We start from the raw sequence: 19,137 nt of genomic DNA, 5'->3' as shown, positions 1-19,137 counted from the left end.
TGACAGACGTCAGCGCGCCAGCCGGTGCAGTCCGACGAACACCGCCGCCCAAAGCAGCGCCAGCCCCGCCATGGTGGATAGCAGTGGGTAGCCAAAATGCACGCCCGCCAACTGGCTCCCGGCGTAATACGAAAACGGCCCCCCGATCGCCCCCAATGCGGCCGCACGCCACCAGGGCCGTGCACTCCAGGCCAGGCAATGGCGCAGGGTGGTGGCCAGCTCCGCCCACAGCAGGATCAGCCAAAAGGGAATCAGCGGTCCGGGCTCGCTGAAGTGAAACACCCCCAGGCTGCGCAGCAACGTATCCAGTACCGTGCCCAGCAGCGTCACGCGGATAATCAGCGCGCCGTCGGTGGCCCACGAACTTATCCACAGCAGGTGGATTGCCAGCACCGCCAGCCCCACCAGCAACCAAGGGCTATCGCCACCGAGTACGCAGGCAAACCACCCGCACTGGAACAGCACGGCATTGATCAGTGGTTTAAGCACTGAAGCGCCCGAGCAACGGAGGGTTGATGGCCGACGGTTTGGCCAACAGCAATTGCGCCGTGCCAATGGTGCGCTCCATAAAGCCGCCCTCGCAGTAGCACAGGTAAAACTCCCACAGTCGCAGGAAATATTCGTCGTAGCCCAACTCCGTCAGGCGGCCGTGGGCGTGGCGAAAGTTCTCGTGCCACAGGCGCAGGGTTCGCGCGTAGTGCAGGCCGAAGTCCTCCATGTGCAGCAGGTTCATGTCGGTGTCGCGGCTGACGATATGCAGCATGTTCTGCACACTGGGCAGGGCGCCGCCGGGGAAGATATAGCGCTGGATAAAGTCGACGCTGTTCTTCGCCTGCTCAAAGCGTTGCTCACGGATGGTGATGGCTTGCAGCAACATCAGGCCATCGCGCTTGAGCAGGTGCGCGCACTGCTTGAAGTAGGTCGGCAGGAACCGATGGCCCACCGCTTCGATCATTTCGATGGACACCAGCTTGTCGTACTCGCCGGTCAGGTCGCGGTAGTCCTGCAGCAATAACGTGACCTGGTCTTGCAGGCCCAAGGCGGCGATGCGTTTTTCGGTGTAGGCGAACTGCTCTTTGGACAAGGTCGTGGTGGTGACTTTGCAGCCGTACTGCTGCGCCGCATACAGCGCCATGCTGCCCCAGCCGGTGCCGATTTCCAGCAGATGATCGGTGGGCTTGAGCGCGAGCTTCTGGCAGATGCGTTGCAGTTTGTTCAGTTGCGCCTGTTCCAGGCTGTCGTCGGGCGTCAGGAACTGCGCGGCCGAATACATCATGGTCGGGTCGAGGAATTCTTCGAACAGCTCATTGCCGAGGTCGTAGTGGGCGGCGATGTTTTTCTGCGAGCCCTTGCGCGTGTTGCGGTTGAGCCAGTGCAGGCCTTGGGTGAACGGCCGTGCCAATCTGGCCAGGCCACCCTCCATTGCATCGAGCACATCCAGGTTACTCACCATCACCCGCACCACCGCCGTCAGGTCCGGGCTGGTCCAATAGCCGTGGATAAACGCTTCGCCCGCACCGATGGAGCCGTTGGCCGCCACCAGGCCCCAGACCGCCGAATCGATAATCTGGATTTCCCCCAGCAGGTGCGCTTCCCGTGCGCCGAATACCTGGCGCTCGCCGTCCTCGATCACCACCAACTGGCCATGGCGCAGTTGGCTGAGTTGGCGCAGCACGCCCTTGCGCAGCAGCGCACTGGTCATGCCGTTGACGTTCAGGCGGTGGGTCTTGACCGATAAGCTAGGGGATTTCATGGCGGCGATCCTTGGTGTACCCGACTGCTGTGCGAGAAGCGCCGTCGGCGGCCTGATGGGAAAAAATCGGTGTGCGCTTGAGCAACAGGCGCAGGGCCTGCCAATAAATGGCCAGGCAGGTCTTGGCGGTCATCCACGGATAGCGCCACAGGTAACGGTGCAGGCTGGCGCGGTTCAGCGTTTCTTTGTGCAGGCTCAAGGTGGCGTCGAAGACTTTCACGTCGCCCTGCCAATCGGCCATGTGCACGCCGAGCCTGGTGGCGGGCGGGCTGAAGCTCATGCGGTATTCCAGGTCGCGCGGCAAAAACGGCGACACGTGAAACGCCTTGGCCACGGCGAAGTGCTGGTGTTCATCCGCGCCGAGGGCCTGGGCCGGCAGCACGTAGTGATAGCGCTCGCGCCATGGGGTGTTGGTCACTTCGCACAGGATCGCGGCCAGTTGCCCATCGGCCTCGAAGCAGTAGAAGAAACTCACCGGGTTAAAAGCCAGGCCCCAACTGCGGGCCTGGGTCAGCAGGCAGATAACGCCCAGGGGTGTATGCCCCAGGGCCTTGCCGACTTCCTGGCGCACGGCATCGCTCAAGGGCATGCCGTGGCGCGTGAATTCACGCAGGTAGTCCTGCTGGCGAAAGCCGAAGGGCGCCAGGCGACTTGCACCGGCCAGGGGCGACAGCCCGAGCACTTCGTCTTGTTCGCTGAGGTCCAGGTACAGCAGGCCGATGCGGTAGCGAAAGGCATGGGCCTTGGGGGCAAACCGCCGATGGGCGATCCAGCCGCTGTACAGGGCGCTGTTCACAGGCTTTCCCCGAAGGCTTCGGCTACGCGCAGGGCGCTGACGACGCCGTCTTCATGGAAGCCGTTGGCCCAATAGGCGCCGCAGTACCAGGTATGGCGGGTGCCGTTCAGTTCTTCCCAGCGTGCTTGTGCGGCCACGGCGGCCAGGCTGTATTGCGGGTGGGCGTAGGTATAGCGCGCGAGGATCTTCAGCGGGTTGATCATCGAGGTCTGGTTGAGGCTGACGCAAAAGGTGGTGGCGCTGTCGATGCCTTGCAGGATGTTCATGTCATAGGTGACAGCGGCCTGGGTCTGCGTGTCGCCGCTCAGCCGGTAGTTCCAGCTGGCCCAGGCCAGTTCGCGCTCGGGCAGCAGCCGCGTGTCGGTGTGCAGCACCACGTCATTGTCGGCGTAGGGCAGGGCACCGAGGATCTCCCGCTCGGCCTGGCTTGGGTCGCCGAGCAGGGCCAGTGCCTGGTCGCTGTGGCAGGCGAACACCACCTTGTCGAAGGCTTCGGTGCCGGCGGCGCTGTAAATGATTACGCCCTCTGCGTCACGCTCGACCAGATGCACCGGGCAGTCGAGGCGGATCTGCTCGCGAAAGCTGCGGGTCAACGGTTCGATATAACGGTTGGAGCCACCTTCGATCACGCACCACTGCGGCCGATTGTTCACCGAGAGCAAACCGTGGTTCTTGAAGAAACGCACAAAGAACTGCAACGGGAAATCCAGCATGTCCGCCAGGGACATCGACCAGATCGCCGCGCCCATCGGCACGATGTAATGCCGGATAAACCGTGGCCCGTAGCCCCCGGCTTCGAGGTAGTCACCCAAGGTCATCTCGGTGCTGATGCGCTGCTCTTGCAGGTCCAGCGGGGCCTGGCGATTGAAGCGCAGGATGTCACGCAGCATGCCCCAGAAGCCCGGCGAGAGGATATTGCGGCGCTGGGCAAACAGGCTGTTGAGGTTGTTGCCGTTGTACTCGAAGCCGCTGCCCTGATCGCACACCGAAAAGCTCATCTCGGTGGGTTTGAAGGTCACGCCGATCTGCCCCAGCAAGCGGATGAAGTTGGGGTAGGTCCAATCGTTGAACACGATGAAGCCGGTGTCCACGGCATAGGGTTTGCCCTCGACGGTGACGTTGACCGTGTGGGTGTGCCCGCCGATACGGTCGCCGGCCTCGAACAGGGTGATGTCGTGGCGGCGGCTGAGCAGGTAGGCGCTGGTCAGCCCGGCGATGCCGCTGCCGATAATGGCGATCTTCACAGGTCGTCCTTTTTCGGCGGCGGGCTGCGCAACATGCGTTTGCCGATGATCAATTGCGCGCGGTTCGGCAGTTTCGACAGCGGCCACAGCGTGGCGATAAACAGTGCGGGGAAGGCGATCTCCAGCGGGCGTTTTTCCAGCTTGGCGAAGATATGCCGCGCGGCCTTGTCGGCTGGCCAGCTCAGGGGCATCGGGAAGTCATTGCGCTCGGTGAGTGGGGTGTCGACGAAGCCCGGGCTGATCACCGTGACATCAATGTTTTCGGTCGACAGGCTGATGCGCAGGGATTCGAACAGGTAGCGCAGCCCGGCCTTGGACGCGCCATACGCTTCGGCCCGTGGCATCGGCAGGTAGGTTACGGCGCTGGCGACGCCCACCAGGTGTGGCGTGCGCCCGGCGCGCAACAACGGCAGCGCCGCTTCAATGCAGTAACTGCTGGCCAGCAGGTTGGTGCGCACCACGTGTTCGATAATCGAGGCATCGAATTGCCTGGCGTCGACATATTCACAGGTGCCGGCGTTGAGGATGACGGTGTCGACCGAACCCCAGGTCGCGCCGATGTGTTCACCGATCTCGCGCACGGTCTGGCTGTTGGTCAGGTCGCCGGCCACCACCAGCGCCTGGCCGGGGTACCGTTGGGCGAGTGCTTCCAGCGGGCCTTTGGTGCGTGAACTGAGGGCCACGTGGGCGCCGCTGTTGAGCAGCTCCACGGCCAGCGCAGCACCGATGCCACTGCTGGCACCGGTCAGCCAATAACGACGGGGCGGCAGTGCGTTCATCCCACTCTCCTTTTCAACCAACTGACGACCCCACCCAACACGGGAAGGTGTTCGTACAACAGGGCGCCGGCGTCGAAGTAATCGCGGTGGCGGTACACCTTGTCACGCCACATCAAATGCGAGCAGCCCTCCACGCGGATGACCTTGCCTTTGCCCAGGCGCGGGTGGCAGAAACTCATGTTCCAGCGCAGGTAACCTTCGCCTTCGGCCACCTGGTCGAAACCATGGAAGTCGAAGCGCAGCTGGCTGACGTTGCTGTACAACTCGGCGAAATACGTGTGCAGCGCGGTCAGTCCATGGACTTCATGCAGTGGGTCAGTGAACGCGATGTCCTGGCTGTAGAGGCTGTCGAGCAGCTGCAGATTGTGCTTGTCCAGCGAGGCAAAGGCCTGGGCGAAGCGGCGCAGGAAGTCACTCATGTTCGGCGACCTCCTGGCGTGAAGGCAGGTTGCGAAAGGCTGCGAGGGCGCGTTCGCGGGATTTTTTCAGGTCGACAATCGAGCGCGGGTAATCCGCCACGCCAAACAGGCCGCCGAGCGCTTGCGGGTTGTGCACTTCCTTCTTGTTCAGCGTGGCCAGCTCCGGCAGCCAGCGCTTGATAAACACGCCGTCGCCGTCGAATTTTTCCGACTGGCTCAGCGGGCTGAAAATCCGGAAATACGGCGCCGAATCGGTGCCGGTGGATGAACTCCATTGCCAGCCGCCGTTGTTGGCGGCGAGGTCACCGTCGATCAGGTGGCGCATGAAGAAGCGCTCGCCTTCGCGCCAGTCGATCAACAGGTTCTTGGTCAGGAACATCGCCACTACCATGCGCAGGCGGTTATGCATCCAGCCGGTTTCCAGCAACTGGCGCATCGCGGCATCGATGATCGGCAGGCCGGTGCGCGCCTGTTGCCAGGCGGCGAGGTCCTCGGGCGCATCGCGCCAGGCCAGGGCTTCGGTCTCGGGACGGAAAGCGCGGTGACGGGAGACCCGCGGGTAGCCGACCAGAATGTGCTTGTAGAACTCACGCCATAGCAGTTCGTTGATCCAGGTGATGGCGCCGATGTCGCCGCTTTCGAACTCGCCCTGGTTGGTTTGCAGGGCGGCGTGCAGGCATTGGCGCGGCGAAACCACACCGGCGGCCAGGTAGGCGGAGAGCTGGCTGGTGCCGGGCTTGGCCGGAAAATCCCGTTCGTCTTTGTAGTAGCTGATCTGCTGGTCGGCAAAGGCGTCGAGGCGGCGGCGGGCTTCGTCTTCGCCGGCGGGCCAGAGGGCGCGCAAGGTGTCGCTGGGCGGTTCGAAGCCGTCGACCTGTTCGGGAATCGGATCGCTCTTGAGCGTGAGCGCGGCTTGGGCCTTGGGCGTTGCGACCCGACGCGGCAGGGCGCTGTGCAGGCGCGCGTAGCAGACCTTGCGGAACTGGCTGAACACCTGGAAGTAGGTGCCGGTCTTGGTCAGCACGCTGCCCGGTTGGAAAAGCAGTTGGTCCAGGTAGCTGTGGAACGTCACGCCGCCGGCTTCCAGCGTCTCAGCGACAGCTGCATCGCGACGGCTTTCATGAATGCCGTATTCCTCGTTGACGTGCACCGACTCCACGGCCAGTTCCCGGCACAGTTGACTCAACACGGCGGGAACCTGATCCCAGTCAGCGGCATGGCGGATCAGCAAGGGAATGTTCAGGGTGCCCAGGGCCTGGCTCAAGTGCTGCAGGTTGCGCAGCCAGAAATCCACTTTGCAGGGGGCATCGTCATGGGCCAGCCATTGCTCGGGCGTGACCAGGTACACGGCCGCCACCGGGCCTCGCTGGCAGGCCGCGGCCAGGGCGGTGTTGTCGTGAAGGCGCAAGTCGGTGCGCAGCCAGATCAAGTGCATTTAGATAAGTCCACGCTGGATCAGGAGCTGATGGGCCGACAACGGGTCTTCGGCCACGAACAATTGCGCAATGTCTTGGGTTAATACGGACAGCTCGGTCTGGTGGATGCAGACCGTGGGTCCGACGAGCAGTTTTGCGCAATTGACGCCAGCCAGCAGCTTGCTCAGTGCCGGCAATTGCAGGGCCTTGCTCGAATACAGGAGCACGGCGCGCGGTTGCAGGTGTTCCACCGCCAGGGCCAGCTCGCCGGTGGGCAACGGCCAGTCGAAGACTTCCACCGGGCAATCGGCGCTGCTGGCCAGCCAGGCGCTGAGCCACAGGTGCGGCTCCAGGGGCAGGTCGGAGTGGTTGACCAGCAGCAGCGGCGCGCCGTGCAACTGCCGGTTGTTGTGGTAGATGCGTGCACCGAACTTGCTGCGCAGCCAGGACAGGAAAAACACCCGCTCCATCTGTGCGCCAAACTGGCCTTGCCAGCGCTGTTCCAGCTCCTGCAGCAACGGCAGCAGCAATTGCTCGCACAGGGTGCGCGGCGGGTACAGCGCCATCGCCTGGTTAAACACATCGTCCACCCGGCGTTCGGCCAGTTCGCTGACGGCCTGTACCAGGTTCTGGCGCAAGGCGTGCCACTCGTTCTCGACGGCATCGGGAAGGGCCTGGGCGGAATCGATCAGGCCTTTGACCTGGCTGACCGGCACGCCGCGATTGAGCCAGGTGAGGATGGTGTGGATGCGTTGGACATGGTCGGCATTGAACAGCCGATGGCCCTTGGGGGTGCGCTGGGGCACGATCAGGCCATAACGGCGCTCCCAGGCGCGCAGGGTCACGGCGTTGACGCCGGTCTGGCGCGCCACTTCACGAATCGGCAGCCAGCCGTCTTCGAGGGCTTGGGCGATGTCTGCGCCGGGTTCGTCTTGCAAGATAGCGGTCATGACGCTTTTCATGGTTTAGATCGCATTACGCAGGCTGAGATTTTCCGGGTGCGGCTGCAAGTAGGCCTGCTGCGCGATGTAGCGGTCCGGGTGTTGGCGAAAGTGATGCTTGAGCAGGGTCAACGGCACCACGAGCGGCACGATGCCCTGGTGATACTGGCTGATGACCGTCTGCATTTCCTGTTTGTCATCGGCGCTGATGGCCTGCTTGAGGTAGCCGCTGATGTGTTGCAGCACGTTGGTGTGGGTGCCGCGGGTGGCGCACTTTTTCAGGCCGGTCATCAAGTCGCTGAAATAGCAGGCGGCCACCTCGTCGAGGTTGACGTCCCTGGCCATGCTGCCGAGGCGGTGGCCCAGGCTCTTGTAGTGCATCAGGCTGTGGGCCATCAGCAAATACTTGTAGCGCGCGTGAAACGCCAGCAGGCGGTGGCGGGTCAGGCCCTCGGCCAGCAGTTGCTGCCAACTGGCGTAGACGAAGACGCGGGTCAGGAAGTTTTCCCGCAGTACCGGGTCATTCAGGCGGCCGTCTTCTTCCACAGGCAGGTTCGGGTGGCGCGCGCAGAACGCCTGGGCGTAGATGCCACGCCCGCCGCCCTCCACCGGCGCTCCGTTTTCACGGTAGATCTTGACGCGTTCCAGGCCGCAGGACGGCGACTTCTGCATGAAGATGTAGCCGCACAGGTCGGTGTGTTCGGCGGCCATTTTGCGGCCGTATGCGTCCAGCGGCGCGGTGACATTCAGCTCGCGGTGTACGGTGCCGACTGCCTGGGGCTGTTCGGCATTGCCCACCAGGCGAATGGTTTCACGGGGGATACCCAGTCCGATCGCCACTTCCGGGCACAGCGGCACAAAGTCGAAGTACTCGGCGAGGACCTCGCTGCATAGCTGGGATTGCTTGTGACCGCCATTGAAACGCACGTTCTCGCCCAGCAGGCAGGCGCTGATGCCAATCTTCGGCTTGATGGACGGTGTGCTGGGCATGGCCAAACCTCTGCAAGATTCCTGTACAAGATCTGAAATCCGTACAACTAAATCTCATCATAGGTTTGATGCTGTACAAGTCAAATATTTTGTACAAGTATTTGCGCGGGGCTATTTCCAGCCGATTTGCCAAGCCTCGGCATTTTGCAGGGTTTGCCAGGCCAGGCGCTGGGCGCGCAGGGTCATCACGGCTTGCAACTCGATTTCCAGCACTGTGCCGTCTTCGTCACGAAACAGTTCGGTCACCAGAAAGTGTTTTTCCTTGTTGCGGGGCCGGGCTGCCGTCCACTTCGACAGCAGCAATTTGGCCGGGTTGATGCGGTTCATTGCAGGTGCTCGATCAACCGTCGCGCGGCTTCCTGGCCACTGAGCCACGCCCCTTCCACGCGGCCCGAGAGGCACCAGTCGCCACACACGTACAGGCCCAGGTCGGCGTCGGCCAGCACCCCGAACTCATGGGCGGCTGACGGCCGTGCGTAGAGCCAGCGGTGGGCCAGGCTGAAGGACGGTGCGGGCATGGCGCTGTGCAGCAATTCGGCGAAGGCGCCGTGCAGGTGTTCGATCACCGCGTCCTTGGACAGGTCCAGGTGGGCCTTGCTCCAGGTGCTGGTGGCATGCAGCACCCAGGTGTCGAGGGTCGTATCGCGCCCGGGCTTGCTGCGGTTGCGCGCCAGCCAGTCCAGCGGGCTGTCTTGCACGAAGCAGCCTTCCATGGGGGTATCCAGGGGCTTGTCGAAGGCCAGGGCAATGGCCCAGGTCGGGTCCATCTTCACGCCGGCGGCGGCACTCGCCAATTTGGGCGCTGCCGCCAGCAGGGCCGTGGCCTGGGGCGCAGGCGTGGCGATGATCACATGGCTGAACGGGCCGTGGTTTTCGCCGTCGGCATCCAGCAGGTTCCAGTGTTGCTTGCCTTGGAACACTTCGGTGATCCGGCAACCGAACTCCACCGGCAGGTCATCGAGCAGGGCGCGGGTAATGGCGCTCATGCGCGGCGTGCCGACCCAGCGGATCTGTTCATCGGGGGAGGGCGTGAGTTGGCCGGACTTGAAGTTGTACAGCTGGGGCTTCCACTGCTCGGCCCAGCCGTTGCTTTGCCAGCGCTGCACTTCGTTGACGAAGCGTCGGTCGCGGGCGGTGAAGTATTGGGCGCCCATGTCCAATGCGCCGGCGTCGCTGCGCTTGCTGGACATGCGGCCGCCGCTGCCGCGGCTTTTATCGAAGAGTTGTACAACGTGCCCGGCGTCTTGTAACGCTCGGGCGGCGGAGAGACCGGCGATGCCGGTGCCGATGATCGCGATGGGGACAGTCATGGGAGGCCTCGTTTTACCGTTGGGTACAGGCTACGCCGACACCAATAGCTGTACAATATTATTTTTTGGTATAAGTTTTGGCGTACCTGATCGCTTGGCGTGACCTATGGTTAAGCATGAGGCTTAAACAAAAGTCACGCTCGATTACAAATTGATCCCTGCTTATAAAATAGACTAGTGATCGGCGGCGAACGTTACATGAGGAGCGTCCCATGCATATTTTGCTGACCGGCGGTACCGGCCTGATCGGTCGCCAACTCTGCCAACACTGGATTGCCCAAGGTCATCGCCTGACGGTGTGGAGCCGCCATCCTGAAGACGTCGCCCGGTTATGCGGTGCAACGGTGCTCGGGGTGGCTCGTCTGGAGGAGGTGATTGGCGCGGTGGACGCGGTGGTCAACCTGGCAGGCGCGCCGATAGCTGACCGTCCCTGGACCCACAAACGCAAGGCGCTGCTCTGGAGCAGCCGCATCGGCTTGACCGAAACCCTGCTGGCCTGGCTCGAAAGCCAGGCGCAGAAGCCGGCGGTGCTGGTTTCCGGTTCGGCGGTGGGCTGGTACGGCGACGGCGGCGAGCGCGAACTGACCGAGGCGAGTGGGCCGGTACAGGACGATTTCCCCAGCCAACTGTGCATCGCCTGGGAAGAAACCGCCCAACGTGCCGAAGCGATGGGCATCCGCGTGGTGCTGGTGCGCACCGGCCTGGTACTGGCGGCCGAGGGCGGCTTTTTGTCGCGCCTGTTGCTGCCGTTCAAACTCGGGCTGGGCGGGCCTATCGGCAACGGGCGGCAGTGGATGCCGTGGGTGCATATCAAGGATCAAATCGCCTTGATTGATTTTCTTCTGCACAAGGATGACGCCAGCGGTCCTTATAATGCCTGCGCGCCGCACCCGGTGCGTAACCGCGAGTTCGCCAGGACATTGGGCCAGGCGCTGCACCGCCCGGCGTTCATGCCGATGCCGGCCTTTGTGTTGAAGGTGGGTTTGGGCGAGTTGTCCGGCTTGTTGCTGGGCGGCCAGAAAGCATTGCCCGAACGCCTGCTGGCGGCCGGTTTCACTTTCCAGTTCACTGAGTTGCGTGCGGCCTTGGACGACGTTTCCAGCCGCCGCTAAGAGATAGGATGTTGCATGACGGATCACGCGTTGTTACTGGTCAACCTGGGTTCACCGGCGTCCACTTCGGTGGCCGATGTGCGCAGCTACCTCAATCAGTTCCTGATGGACCCTTATGTCATCGATCTGCCGTGGCCGGTGCGGCGCTTGCTGGTGTCGCTGATCCTGATCAAGCGCCCCGAGCAATCGGCCCATGCCTACGCCTCGATCTGGTGGGACGAGGGCTCGCCGCTGGTGGTGCTCAGCCGTCGCCTGCAACAGCAGATGACCGCGCAGTGGACCCAGGGGCCAGTGGAGTTGGCGATGCGTTATGGCGAGCCTTCCCTGGAAACGACGCTCACGCGGTTGGCCGCCCAAGGTATTCAAAAAGTCACCTTGGCGCCCTTGTACCCGCAATTTGCCGACAGCACCGTGACCACAGTGATTGAAGAAGCCAAGCGGGTAGTGCGTGACAAAAAGCTCAACGTACAGTTCTCGATCCTGCAGCCATTCTACGATCAGGCGGAATACCTCGACGCGTTGGCAGCCAGCGCCCGACCTTATATAGACGCGCATTACGACCACTTGCTGCTGAGCTTCCACGGCTTGCCCGAGCGCCATCTGAAAAAGCTCGACCCGACCGGCCAGCATTGCTTCAAGGATGCGGACTGCTGCAGGAACGCCTCGCCTGAGGTGCTCGCGACCTGCTACCGCGCGCAATGCTTCAGCGTTGCCCGCGACTTCGCCGCGCGCCTGGGCTTGCCCGACGACAAATGGTCGGTGGCGTTCCAGTCGCGCCTGGGCCGTGCGAAGTGGATCGAACCCTACACCGAGGCACGCCTGGAAGCGCTGGCCCGGCAAGGGGTGAAAAAGCTGCTGGTGATGTGCCCCGCGTTTGTTGCCGACTGCATCGAGACCCTGGAAGAGATCGGTGATCGTGGTCGGGAGCAATTCCGCGAGGCGGGCGGTGAGGAGTTGGTGCTGGTGCCGTGTTTGAATGACGATCCGCAGTGGGCGGCGGCGCTCAATACCTTGTGTGAAAGAGCCCCGCTTTCGCTGTAATCACGTCATCCAAATGTGAGGGGCTTAACCCCTCTCACGTTTTTGATTGTGTTACAGGTTGAGGGTCAGGCTGACGGTGAGATTGCGCGGCTCGCCGGGATTGACCCAGTAATTGCTGTAGGACCGCTCGTAGTACTTTTCATCGAACAAGTTGTTGAGGTTCAGGCCCACGGTGACGCTCTGCGTGGCCTTGTAATGGGCCAGCAAGTCGACGGTGTGGTAGGCGGGCAGTTCAAAGCGGCTGCGCGCTTCACCCGAGCGATCCCCCACATAGGTGAACGCCGCGCCCAGGTCTGAACCGCGCAGCGCGCCGTCCTGGAATTCATACACCCCCAACAGGCTGCCACTGCGCTTGGCTACGCCGAGGATGCGGCTGCCCGCAGGAATGGCTTTATCACCCTTGGTCACTTCGGCGTCGATGTAGGCAAAGGCGCCGATCACGCGTACCGCATCAGTCAGTTGTCCTGTCAGTTGCAGGTCGAAGCCCTGGCTGCGTGCCTTGCCCATGGCGCGGTTGGTATTGGTGGCCGGGTCCAGGGCCAGCACGTTTTCCTTTTCGATATGGAAGGCGGCGAGGGTGGCGCTGAGGCGGTCGTCGAACAGCTCGCTCTTGATCCCCACCTCATAGCCCACGCCTTCTTCGGGCTTGAAGGTCTTACCGCTGGCGTCCAGGCCGCTGTTGGGCTTGAACGAGGTGGAAGCGTTGGCGAATACGCCGACCTCTGGCGTCAGTTGATACAGCAGGCCGGCGCGCTGGGTAAGTGCGTCGTGGGTTTGCCGACTCTTGGCGTGGTTGCGGGTGAAGTCGTCGGTGCTTTGTTCGAAATGCTCGAAGCGAGCGCCGACCATGCCGCGCAAGCGGTCGGTGAAGATGATCTGGTCTTGCAGGTTCAGTGCCTGGCTTTTGGTCTGTTCGAAGAAGTCGGTGCCGGAGCGTGCGCCATTGGGTTTGGGCTGGCCGTAGACCGGGTTGTAGAGGTCGATGGCGTAGGGGCTGCCGGCTATGGCGGTGACGCGCTCCTTCTTGCGGTAGTCCTCGTATTCGGTGCCGACCAGCAATTCATGCTGCCAACTGCCAAGGTCGAACAGGCCGCGCAGTTCCAGTTGGGTGATGCTGTCGTGCCAGCCCGTGGAGCGTTCGCGGTAACGGCGGTTAAGGGTATGGCCGTCGGTGTTCAGCGCGCGGTTTTCCGAGGCGTCGCCCCACAGGCTGCCTTGTTTGTAATGGCTGGCCAGGCGCAGTTTCCAGGCGTCGTTGAGATGATGCTCGAGGGTCGCCTGGATGCGGTTGTTGTGGTTGTCGATAGTGCCGTCGTTGGGTTCGCCGAGGAAGGTGGAGCGCGATACGCCTGGGGCATCGACGATGCCCCGGTCGAAGGTGGAGCTGTGGCGTACGAATTCGCTTTCCACCAGCAGGTGGGTGTCCGGGTCCAGCTGCCAGCTGAATGAGGGCGCGACGAATACGCGCTTGCTCTCGACGTGATCGCGGAAGCTGTTGTTGTCCTCCACCGCCAGGTTGACCCGCGACAGCAGGTCGCCCTCGCTGTCCAGCGGCGTATTGATATCGACGGCAGTGCGATAACGGTCCCAACTGCCCGCGCTGGTTTGCATGGTGGTGAAGGCTTCGGGCTGGGGTTTTTTGGTGACGATATTCACCGTGCCACCGGGATCACCGCGGCCATACAGGCTGGCTGCGGGGCCCTTGAGCACTTCGATGCGTTCGATATTGGCCGCGTCCGGTGTGCTCGGGTAGCCGCGGTTGGCGCTGAAACCGTCCTGGTAGAACTCCGAGGTGGTGAAGCCGCGCACGCTGTATTCGTAGAGCGTGAGGCCGCCAAAGTTGTTCTGCTTGGACACCCCGCCGGCAAACTCCAGGGCGCGTTCCACGTTAGTGCTGCCCAGGTCCGTGAGTACCGAGGCGGGAATCACGCTGATGGACTGTGGGATGTCGCGCAGGGCGGTGTCGGTTTTAGTCGCGCTGGCAGAGCGGGTGGCACGGTAGCCTTTGACCGGGCCGGTGGCGGATTCATAGGCGTCGGTAGTGACGCTGATGGTATCCAGCTCAACGGTGTTTTCTTCGGCAAACGCGGGATCCAGCAGCAGACCCAAGGCCAGGCCAGCCAGGGGGGCAAACTTTCGAGACGGCATGATAGAGCGTTCCAATAGCGATATTGAAACAATATAACATGTCTAGTGAGAATGCTTTTGCTTTGAAATATATGCTTACAGGTACCCGCGAACGGGTACCTGTGGAGGCGGTTTATTCCTCTTCTTTGACCGGCGCAGGCGGTGGGCGCAGGCCGATTTCCGCCAGCAGCTTGATCTCTTTACCGTTGCGCATAACCTGGATCGCCACCTTGTCGGTCGGCTTGATCCGCGCGACCTGGTTCATCGACTTGCGCCCATCACCGGCCGGTTCGCCGTTGATGCTGAGGATCACATCCCCCAGCTGCAGGCCGGCTTTCTGCGCCGGGCCATCGCGGAAAATCCCGGCAACCACGATGCCTGGGCGCCCGGTCAGGCCGAACGACTCGGCCAGCTCCTTGGTCAGCGGCTGTACTTCGATCCCCAGCCAGCCGCGAATCACCTGGCCGTGCTCGATGATCGACTTCATCACTTCCATCGCCAGCTTTACCGGGATCGCAAAGCCGATGCCCTGGGAGCCGCCGGACTTGGAGAAAATCGCCGTGTTGATGCCGGTCAGGTTGCCATTGGCATCCACCAGTGCGCCGCCGGAGTTGCCCGGGTTGATCGCCGCGTCGGTCTGGATAAAGTCCTCGTAGCTGTTCAGCCCCAGCTGGTTTCGCCCGGTGGCGCTGATGATGCCCATGGTCACCGTCTGGCCCACTCCGAACGGGTTGCCGATAGCCAGTGCCACATCACCCACCCGCAGCCCATCGGAGCGGCCGAGGGTGATGGACGGCAGGCTTTTCAGATCGATCTTCAGGACCGCGAGGTCGGTTTCCGGGTCGCTGCCCACCACGCGGGCCAGGGTTTCACGGCCGTCACGCAGGGCCACCACAATCTGGTCGGCGCCGGTGGTCACGTGGTTATTGGTGAGGATGTAGCCTTCGGGGCTCATGATCACCCCGGAACCCAGGCTGGACTCCATGCGGCGCTGCTTGGGCCCGTTGTCACCGAAGTAGCGGCGGAACTGCGGGTCTTCAAACAACGGATGGGCCGGCTTGTTGATGACCTTGGTGGTGTACAGGTTGACCACCGCAGGAGCGGCGATGACCACCGCGTCCGCGTAAGTCACCGGGCCTTGCACCACCGAGCTGGTCTGGGGCGCCTGTTGCAGGTTGACATCAAGGCTGGGCAAGCCCACCCACTGGGGATAACGCTGAATAATCAGCATCGCGATCAGCACGCCAGCCAGCAATGGCCATCCAAAAAAACGCAGTGCCTTGAGCATCAAGTAAGTCCTGACAGGTTGCAGGGGGCGGGAGAGCGCCCATAATGTCGCGCATTATACGAGGCTGCGAGCGCCTCGGAACGGGATATTTAGGAGTCTTTTATGGCCGTCCCCCTTACCACCCTCGTCGAGGAAGCGGACCGCTACCTCGGCAGCGCAAAGATTGCCGATTACTGCCCCAATGGCCTGCAGGTCGAGGGGCGGCCGCAAGTGATGCGCATCGTCAGCGGCGTGACCGCCAGCCAGGCCCTGCTGGACGCGGCCGTCGAAGCCCAGGCCGATTTGATCCTGGTGCACCACGGTTATTTCTGGAAAGGCGAAACCCCCTGTATCACCGGCATGAAGCAACGCCGCCTGAAAACCCTGCTCAAACACGACATCAGCCTGCTGGCCTACCACCTGCCGCTGGACCTGCACCCCGACGTTGGCAATAACGTGCAACTCGCCCGCCAGTTGGATATCACCGTCGAAGGCCCACTGGACCCGAGCAACCCCAGGATCGTCGGCCTGGTCGGCTCGCTCGCCGAACCGCTGTCGCCCCGCGACTTCGCCCGGCGTGTGCAGGACGTGATGGGCCGCGAGCCGCTGCTGATCGAAGGCAGCCAGATGATCCGCCGCGTCGGCTGGTGCACCGGTGGCGGCCAGGGTTACATCGACAACGCCATCGCCGCGGGCGTCGATCTGTTCCTGAGCGGCGAAGCTTCCGAGCAAACCTTCCACAGTGCCCGGGAAAACGACATCAGCTTTATCGCCGCCGGCCACCACGCCACCGAGCGTTATGGCGTACAGGCGCTGGGCGATTACCTGGCGCGGCGCTTCGCCCTGGAGCATCTGTTCATCGATTGCCCCAACCCGATTTGACGGCCAAACCTTGGGGCATATTGATATACCGTTTCGATCTAGCTGGCGCCCTGAATAGAAGAAGGTGCTGTGCTAGCATGCCCCGCTCGAACACGGCCCGCTGGCCGTCCATAAGATCGTTTTTCCGTGAGTAACCATGGTCGACAAACTGACGCATCTGAAACAGCTGGAGGCGGAAAGCATCCACATCATCCGCGAGGTCGCCGCCGAGTTCGATAACCCGGTGATGCTCTACTCGATCGGTAAAGACTCCGCCGTGATGCTGCACCTGGCGCGCAAGGCCTTCTTCCCGGGCAAGCTGCCGTTCCCGGTGATGCACGTCGACACCCGCTGGAAATTCCAGGAGATGTACAAGTTCCGCGACAAAATGGTCGAGGAACTGGGCCTGGACCTGATCACCCATGTCAACCCGGATGGCGTGGCGCAGGGCATCAACCCGTTCACCCACGGCAGCGCCAAGCACACCGACATCATGAAGACCGAAGGCCTCAAGCAGGCCTTGGACAAGCATGGTTTCGACGCGGCCTTCGGCGGTGCCCGTCGCGATGAAGAGAAATCCCGCGCCAAAGAGCGCGTGTACTCATTCCGCGACAGCAAGCACCGGTGGGACCCGAAGAACCAGCGCCCGGAGCTGTGGAACGTCTACAACGGCAACGTCAACAAGGGTGAGTCGATCCGTGTGTTCCCGCTGTCCAACTGGACCGAGCTGGATATCTGGCAGTACATCTACCTGGAAGGCATCCCGATCGTGCCGCTGTACTTCGCCGCCGAACGCGATGTCATCGAGAAGAACGGCACGTTGATCATGATCGACGACGACCGCATCCTCGAGCACCTGTCCGACGAAGACAAAGCCCGAATCGTCAAAAAGAAAGTACGTTTCCGTACCCTTGGCTGCTACCCGTTGACGGGCGCGGTGGAGTCCGAAGCCGAGACGCTGACGGACATCATTCAGGAAATGCTCCTGACGCGAACTTCCGAGCGCCAGGGCCGTGTCATCGACCACGATGGTGCAGGCTCGATGGAAGATAAAAAACGTCAAGGCTATTTCTAAGGGGCTGTCATGTCGCATCAATCTGATTTGATCAGCGAGGACATCCTCGCCTACCTGGGCCAGCACGAGCGCAAGGAAATGTTGCGCTTCCTGACCTGTGGCAACGTCGACGACGGCAAGAGCACCCTGATCGGGCGCCTGCTGCACGACTCCAAGATGATCTACGAAGATCACCTGGAAGCCATCACCCGTGACTCGAAAAAGTCCGGCACCACCGGTGACGACATCGACCTGGCGTTGCTGGTCGACGGCCTGCAGGCCGAGCGTGAGCAGGGCATCACCATCGATGTCGCCTACCGCTACTTCTCTACCGCCAAGCGCAAATTCATCATCGCCGACACCCCCGGCCATGAGCAGTACACCCGCAACATGGCCACCGGCGCATCCACCTGTGACCTGGCGATCATCCTGATCGACGCGCGCTACGGCGTGCAGACCCAGACCCGTCGCCACAGCTATATCGCTTCGCTGCTGGGCATCAAGCACATCGTGATCGCCGTCAACAAGATGGACATCAATGGCTTTGACCAAGGCGTGTTCGAGTCGATCAAGGCCGATTACCTGAAGTTCGCCGAGGGCATCGCCTTCAAGCCGAGCACCATGGCATTCGTGCCGATGTCGGCGCTCAAGGGCGACAACGTGGTGAACAAGAGCGAGCACTCGCCCTGGTACACCGGCCAGTCGCTGATGGAGATCCTCGAGACCGTCGAGATCGCCAACGACCGCAACTACACCGACCTGCGTTTCCCGGTGCAGTACGTCAACCGTCCGAACCTGAACTTCCGTGGGTTCGCCGGCACCCTGGCCAGCGGCATCGTGCACAAGGGCGACGAAGTCGTGGTGCTGCCGTCGGGCAAGAGCAGCCGCGTCAAATCCATCGTCACCTTCGAAGGTGAGCTGGAACACGCCGGCCCAGGCCAGGCCGTGACCCTGACCATGGAAGACGAGATCGACATCTCCCGTGGCGACCTGCTGGTGCATGCCGACAACGTGCCGCAAGTGACCGACGCCTTCGACGCCATGCTGGTGTGGATGGCCGAAGAACCGATGCTGCCGGGCAAGAAATACGACATCAAGCGCGCCACCAGCTACGTGCCGGGTTCCATCACCAGCATCGTGCACCGTGTGGACGTGAACACCCTGGCCGAAGGCCCGGCGAGTTCGCTGCAACTGAACGAAATCGGCCGGGTCAAGGTCAGCCTCGACGCCGCCATCGCGTTGGATGGCTATGACAGCAACCGCACCACCGGTGCGTTTATCGTCATCGACCGCCTGACCAACGGCACCGTGGGCGCCGGCATGATCATCGCACCGCCGGTCACCCACGGCAGTGCGGCGCATCACGGCAAGTTGGCCCATGTCGCCACCGAGGAGCGCGCCCAGCGTTTCGGCCAGCAACCGGCTACCGTGTTGTTCAGCGGTCTGTCAGGCGCGGGCAAGAGCACCCTGGCCTATGCGGTCGAGCGCAAGCTGTTCGACATGGGCCGTGCGGTGTTCGTGCTGGATGGCCAGAACCTGCGTCACGACCTGAACAAGGGCTTGCCCCAGGACCGTGCCGGGCGTACCGAAAACTGGCGCCGTGCCGCTCACGTGGCGCGTCAGTTCAACGAAGCCGGCCTGCTGACCCTGGCCGCGTTCGTTGCCCCGGATGCCGAAGGCCGTGAACAGGCCAAGGCGCTGATTGGCAGCGACCGCCTGTTGACCGTGTACGTGCAGGCCTCCCCGCAGGTGTGCGCCGAGCGTGATCCGCAGGGCTTGTACGCGGCGGGTGGGGATAACATCCCTGGCGAATCCTTCCCGTACGACGTGCCGTTGAATGCCGACCTGGTAATCGACACCCAGGCCTTGTCGCTGGAAGACAGCGTCAAGCAAGTGCTGGAGCTGTTGCGTCAGCGCGGCGCGATCTAAGCCTCGCGCAGTCAAATGTGGGAGGGGGCTTGCCCCCGATAGCGGTGGATCAGTGACAGATGTACTGACTGACACACTGCTATCGAGGGCAAGCCCTCT

General features: G+C 62.5%; 18 protein-coding genes. 5 read left to right on the top strand and 13 right to left on the bottom strand.

Annotation, left to right across the window (positions count from 1 at the left end):
- Positions 1-9 precede the first annotated feature (9 nt).
- From FX984_RS27110 to FX984_RS27060, 11 genes are all read right to left on the bottom strand, one after another.
- Positions 10-489 (bottom strand): DUF2878 domain-containing protein, encoded by a 480-nt coding sequence (locus FX984_RS27110; protein ID WP_146478140.1) that lies wholly within the window; start codon positions 487-489, stop codon positions 10-12.
- Complete coding sequence (locus tag FX984_RS27105; protein ID WP_146478142.1) at positions 482-1,753, bottom strand: SAM-dependent methyltransferase; 1,272 nt, start codon at positions 1,751-1,753, stop codon at positions 482-484. The genes FX984_RS27110 and FX984_RS27105 overlap by 8 nt, the downstream gene beginning before the upstream one ends.
- Entirely contained in the window at positions 1,740-2,549 is an 810-nt protein-coding gene (locus tag FX984_RS27100; RefSeq protein ID WP_146478144.1) for a DUF1365 domain-containing protein, read from the bottom strand. The genes FX984_RS27105 and FX984_RS27100 overlap by 14 nt, the downstream gene beginning before the upstream one ends.
- The gene (locus FX984_RS27095) at positions 2,546-3,793 is read right to left on the bottom strand and encodes an NAD(P)/FAD-dependent oxidoreductase (RefSeq protein ID WP_146478145.1); all 1,248 of its coding nucleotides are present in this window, start codon (positions 3,791-3,793) and stop codon (positions 2,546-2,548) included. Before FX984_RS27095 ends, FX984_RS27100 begins: the two co-directional genes overlap by 4 nt.
- A complete protein-coding gene (locus FX984_RS27090; protein WP_146478147.1) occupies positions 3,790-4,572 on the bottom strand; it encodes an SDR family NAD(P)-dependent oxidoreductase in 783 nt (260 codons plus the stop codon). Before FX984_RS27090 ends, FX984_RS27095 begins: the two co-directional genes overlap by 4 nt.
- On the bottom strand, positions 4,569-4,991 hold the full coding sequence (locus FX984_RS27085; RefSeq protein WP_027606873.1) for a nuclear transport factor 2 family protein: 423 nt from the start codon (positions 4,989-4,991) through the stop codon (positions 4,569-4,571). Before FX984_RS27085 ends, FX984_RS27090 begins: the two co-directional genes overlap by 4 nt.
- On the bottom strand, positions 4,984-6,426 hold the full coding sequence (gene phrB, locus FX984_RS27080) for a deoxyribodipyrimidine photo-lyase (RefSeq protein WP_146478148.1): 1,443 nt from the start codon (positions 6,424-6,426) through the stop codon (positions 4,984-4,986). Before phrB ends, FX984_RS27085 begins: the two co-directional genes overlap by 8 nt.
- Positions 6,427-7,356, bottom strand: a complete 930-nt coding sequence (locus tag FX984_RS27075) for a MerR family transcriptional regulator (RefSeq protein WP_108573865.1) — start codon at positions 7,354-7,356, stop codon at positions 6,427-6,429. It abuts the gene before it with no gap.
- A gap of 15 nt (positions 7,357-7,371) precedes the next feature.
- Positions 7,372-8,337: a YbgA family protein gene (locus FX984_RS27070; protein ID WP_146478150.1), complete on the bottom strand. Its 966-nt coding sequence runs from the start codon at positions 8,335-8,337 to the stop codon at positions 7,372-7,374.
- Between the two features lie 111 nt (positions 8,338-8,448).
- Positions 8,449-8,664 carry a TIGR02450 family Trp-rich protein gene (locus FX984_RS27065; RefSeq protein WP_027606869.1) on the bottom strand — a complete coding sequence of 72 codons (216 nt, stop codon included), beginning with the start codon at positions 8,662-8,664 and terminating at the stop codon, positions 8,449-8,451.
- On the bottom strand, positions 8,661-9,647 hold the full coding sequence (locus FX984_RS27060; RefSeq protein ID WP_027606868.1) for an NAD(P)/FAD-dependent oxidoreductase: 987 nt from the start codon (positions 9,645-9,647) through the stop codon (positions 8,661-8,663). The genes FX984_RS27065 and FX984_RS27060 overlap by 4 nt, the downstream gene beginning before the upstream one ends.
- Before the next feature lie 212 nt (positions 9,648-9,859).
- On the opposite strand from FX984_RS27060, the gene FX984_RS27055 reads away from it, so the two are divergent.
- Together FX984_RS27055 and hemH are read left to right on the top strand one after the other, a co-directional pair.
- Positions 9,860-10,759, top strand: a complete 900-nt coding sequence (locus FX984_RS27055) for a TIGR01777 family oxidoreductase (protein WP_027606867.1) — start codon at positions 9,860-9,862, stop codon at positions 10,757-10,759.
- A 15-nt stretch (positions 10,760-10,774) separates the two neighbouring features.
- On the top strand, positions 10,775-11,800 hold the full coding sequence (gene hemH / locus FX984_RS27050; protein WP_092358840.1) for a ferrochelatase: 1,026 nt from the start codon (positions 10,775-10,777) through the stop codon (positions 11,798-11,800).
- Positions 11,801-11,851: 51 nt separating this feature from the next.
- Here hemH and FX984_RS27045 read toward each other — a convergent pair whose 3' ends face one another.
- Together FX984_RS27045 and algW are read right to left on the bottom strand one after the other, a co-directional pair.
- Positions 11,852-13,948, bottom strand: a complete 2,097-nt coding sequence (locus FX984_RS27045) for a TonB-dependent siderophore receptor (protein ID WP_146478152.1) — start codon at positions 13,946-13,948, stop codon at positions 11,852-11,854.
- 112 nt (positions 13,949-14,060) lie between these two features.
- On the bottom strand, positions 14,061-15,215 hold the full coding sequence (gene algW, locus FX984_RS27040; protein WP_027606864.1) for a Do family serine endopeptidase AlgW: 1,155 nt from the start codon (positions 15,213-15,215) through the stop codon (positions 14,061-14,063).
- Between the two features lie 102 nt (positions 15,216-15,317).
- Here algW and FX984_RS27035 point away from each other — a divergent pair, with 102 nt between their 5' ends.
- The 3 genes from FX984_RS27035 to cysN all read left to right on the top strand — a co-directional run bounded on the left by FX984_RS27035 (position 15,318) and on the right by cysN (position 19,038).
- The gene (locus FX984_RS27035) at positions 15,318-16,076 is read left to right on the top strand and encodes a Nif3-like dinuclear metal center hexameric protein (protein ID WP_146478153.1); all 759 of its coding nucleotides are present in this window, start codon (positions 15,318-15,320) and stop codon (positions 16,074-16,076) included.
- Between the two features lie 136 nt (positions 16,077-16,212).
- On the top strand, positions 16,213-17,130 hold the full coding sequence (cysD, locus tag FX984_RS27025; RefSeq protein ID WP_017137614.1) for a sulfate adenylyltransferase subunit CysD: 918 nt from the start codon (positions 16,213-16,215) through the stop codon (positions 17,128-17,130).
- A gap of 9 nt (positions 17,131-17,139) precedes the next feature.
- On the top strand, positions 17,140-19,038 hold the full coding sequence (gene cysN / locus FX984_RS27020) for a sulfate adenylyltransferase subunit CysN (RefSeq protein ID WP_027606862.1): 1,899 nt from the start codon (positions 17,140-17,142) through the stop codon (positions 19,036-19,038).
- Positions 19,039-19,137: the final 99 nt, after the last annotated feature.

This window comes from Pseudomonas marginalis, assembly GCF_008692035.1.
Taxonomy (GTDB): domain Bacteria; phylum Pseudomonadota; class Gammaproteobacteria; order Pseudomonadales; family Pseudomonadaceae; genus Aquipseudomonas; species Aquipseudomonas marginalis.
This window is presented reverse-complemented; position numbering and strand designations above follow the sequence as displayed.

Bases quoted from the DNA above. Each gene is read 5' to 3' on its own strand.
- FX984_RS27090 (WP_146478147.1), bottom strand. From the start codon at position 4,572: ATGAACGCACTGCCGCCCCGTCGTTATTGGCTGACCGGTGCCAGCAGT.
- FX984_RS27065 (WP_027606869.1), bottom strand. From the start codon at position 8,664: ATGAACCGCATCAACCCGGCCAAATTGCTGCTGTCGAAGTGGACGGCA.
- FX984_RS27085 (WP_027606873.1), bottom strand. From the start codon at position 4,991: ATGAGTGACTTCCTGCGCCGCTTCGCCCAGGCCTTTGCCTCGCTGGAC.
- FX984_RS27060 (WP_027606868.1), bottom strand. From the start codon at position 9,647: ATGACTGTCCCCATCGCGATCATCGGCACCGGCATCGCCGGTCTCTCC.
- cysN (WP_027606862.1), top strand. From the start codon at position 17,140: ATGTCGCATCAATCTGATTTGATCAGCGAGGACATCCTCGCCTACCTG.
- algW (WP_027606864.1), bottom strand. From the start codon at position 15,215: ATGCTCAAGGCACTGCGTTTTTTTGGATGGCCATTGCTGGCTGGCGTG.
- FX984_RS27055 (WP_027606867.1), top strand. From the start codon at position 9,860: ATGCATATTTTGCTGACCGGCGGTACCGGCCTGATCGGTCGCCAACTC.
- hemH (WP_092358840.1), top strand. From the start codon at position 10,775: ATGACGGATCACGCGTTGTTACTGGTCAACCTGGGTTCACCGGCGTCC.
- FX984_RS27105 (WP_146478142.1), bottom strand. From the start codon at position 1,753: ATGAAATCCCCTAGCTTATCGGTCAAGACCCACCGCCTGAACGTCAAC.
- FX984_RS27070 (WP_146478150.1), bottom strand. From the start codon at position 8,337: ATGCCCAGCACACCGTCCATCAAGCCGAAGATTGGCATCAGCGCCTGC.
- FX984_RS27035 (WP_146478153.1), top strand. From the start codon at position 15,318: ATGGCCGTCCCCCTTACCACCCTCGTCGAGGAAGCGGACCGCTACCTC.
- cysD (WP_017137614.1), top strand. From the start codon at position 16,213: ATGGTCGACAAACTGACGCATCTGAAACAGCTGGAGGCGGAAAGCATC.
- phrB (WP_146478148.1), bottom strand. From the start codon at position 6,426: ATGCACTTGATCTGGCTGCGCACCGACTTGCGCCTTCACGACAACACC.
- FX984_RS27075 (WP_108573865.1), bottom strand. From the start codon at position 7,356: ATGACCGCTATCTTGCAAGACGAACCCGGCGCAGACATCGCCCAAGCC.
- FX984_RS27045 (WP_146478152.1), bottom strand. From the start codon at position 13,948: ATGCCGTCTCGAAAGTTTGCCCCCCTGGCTGGCCTGGCCTTGGGTCTG.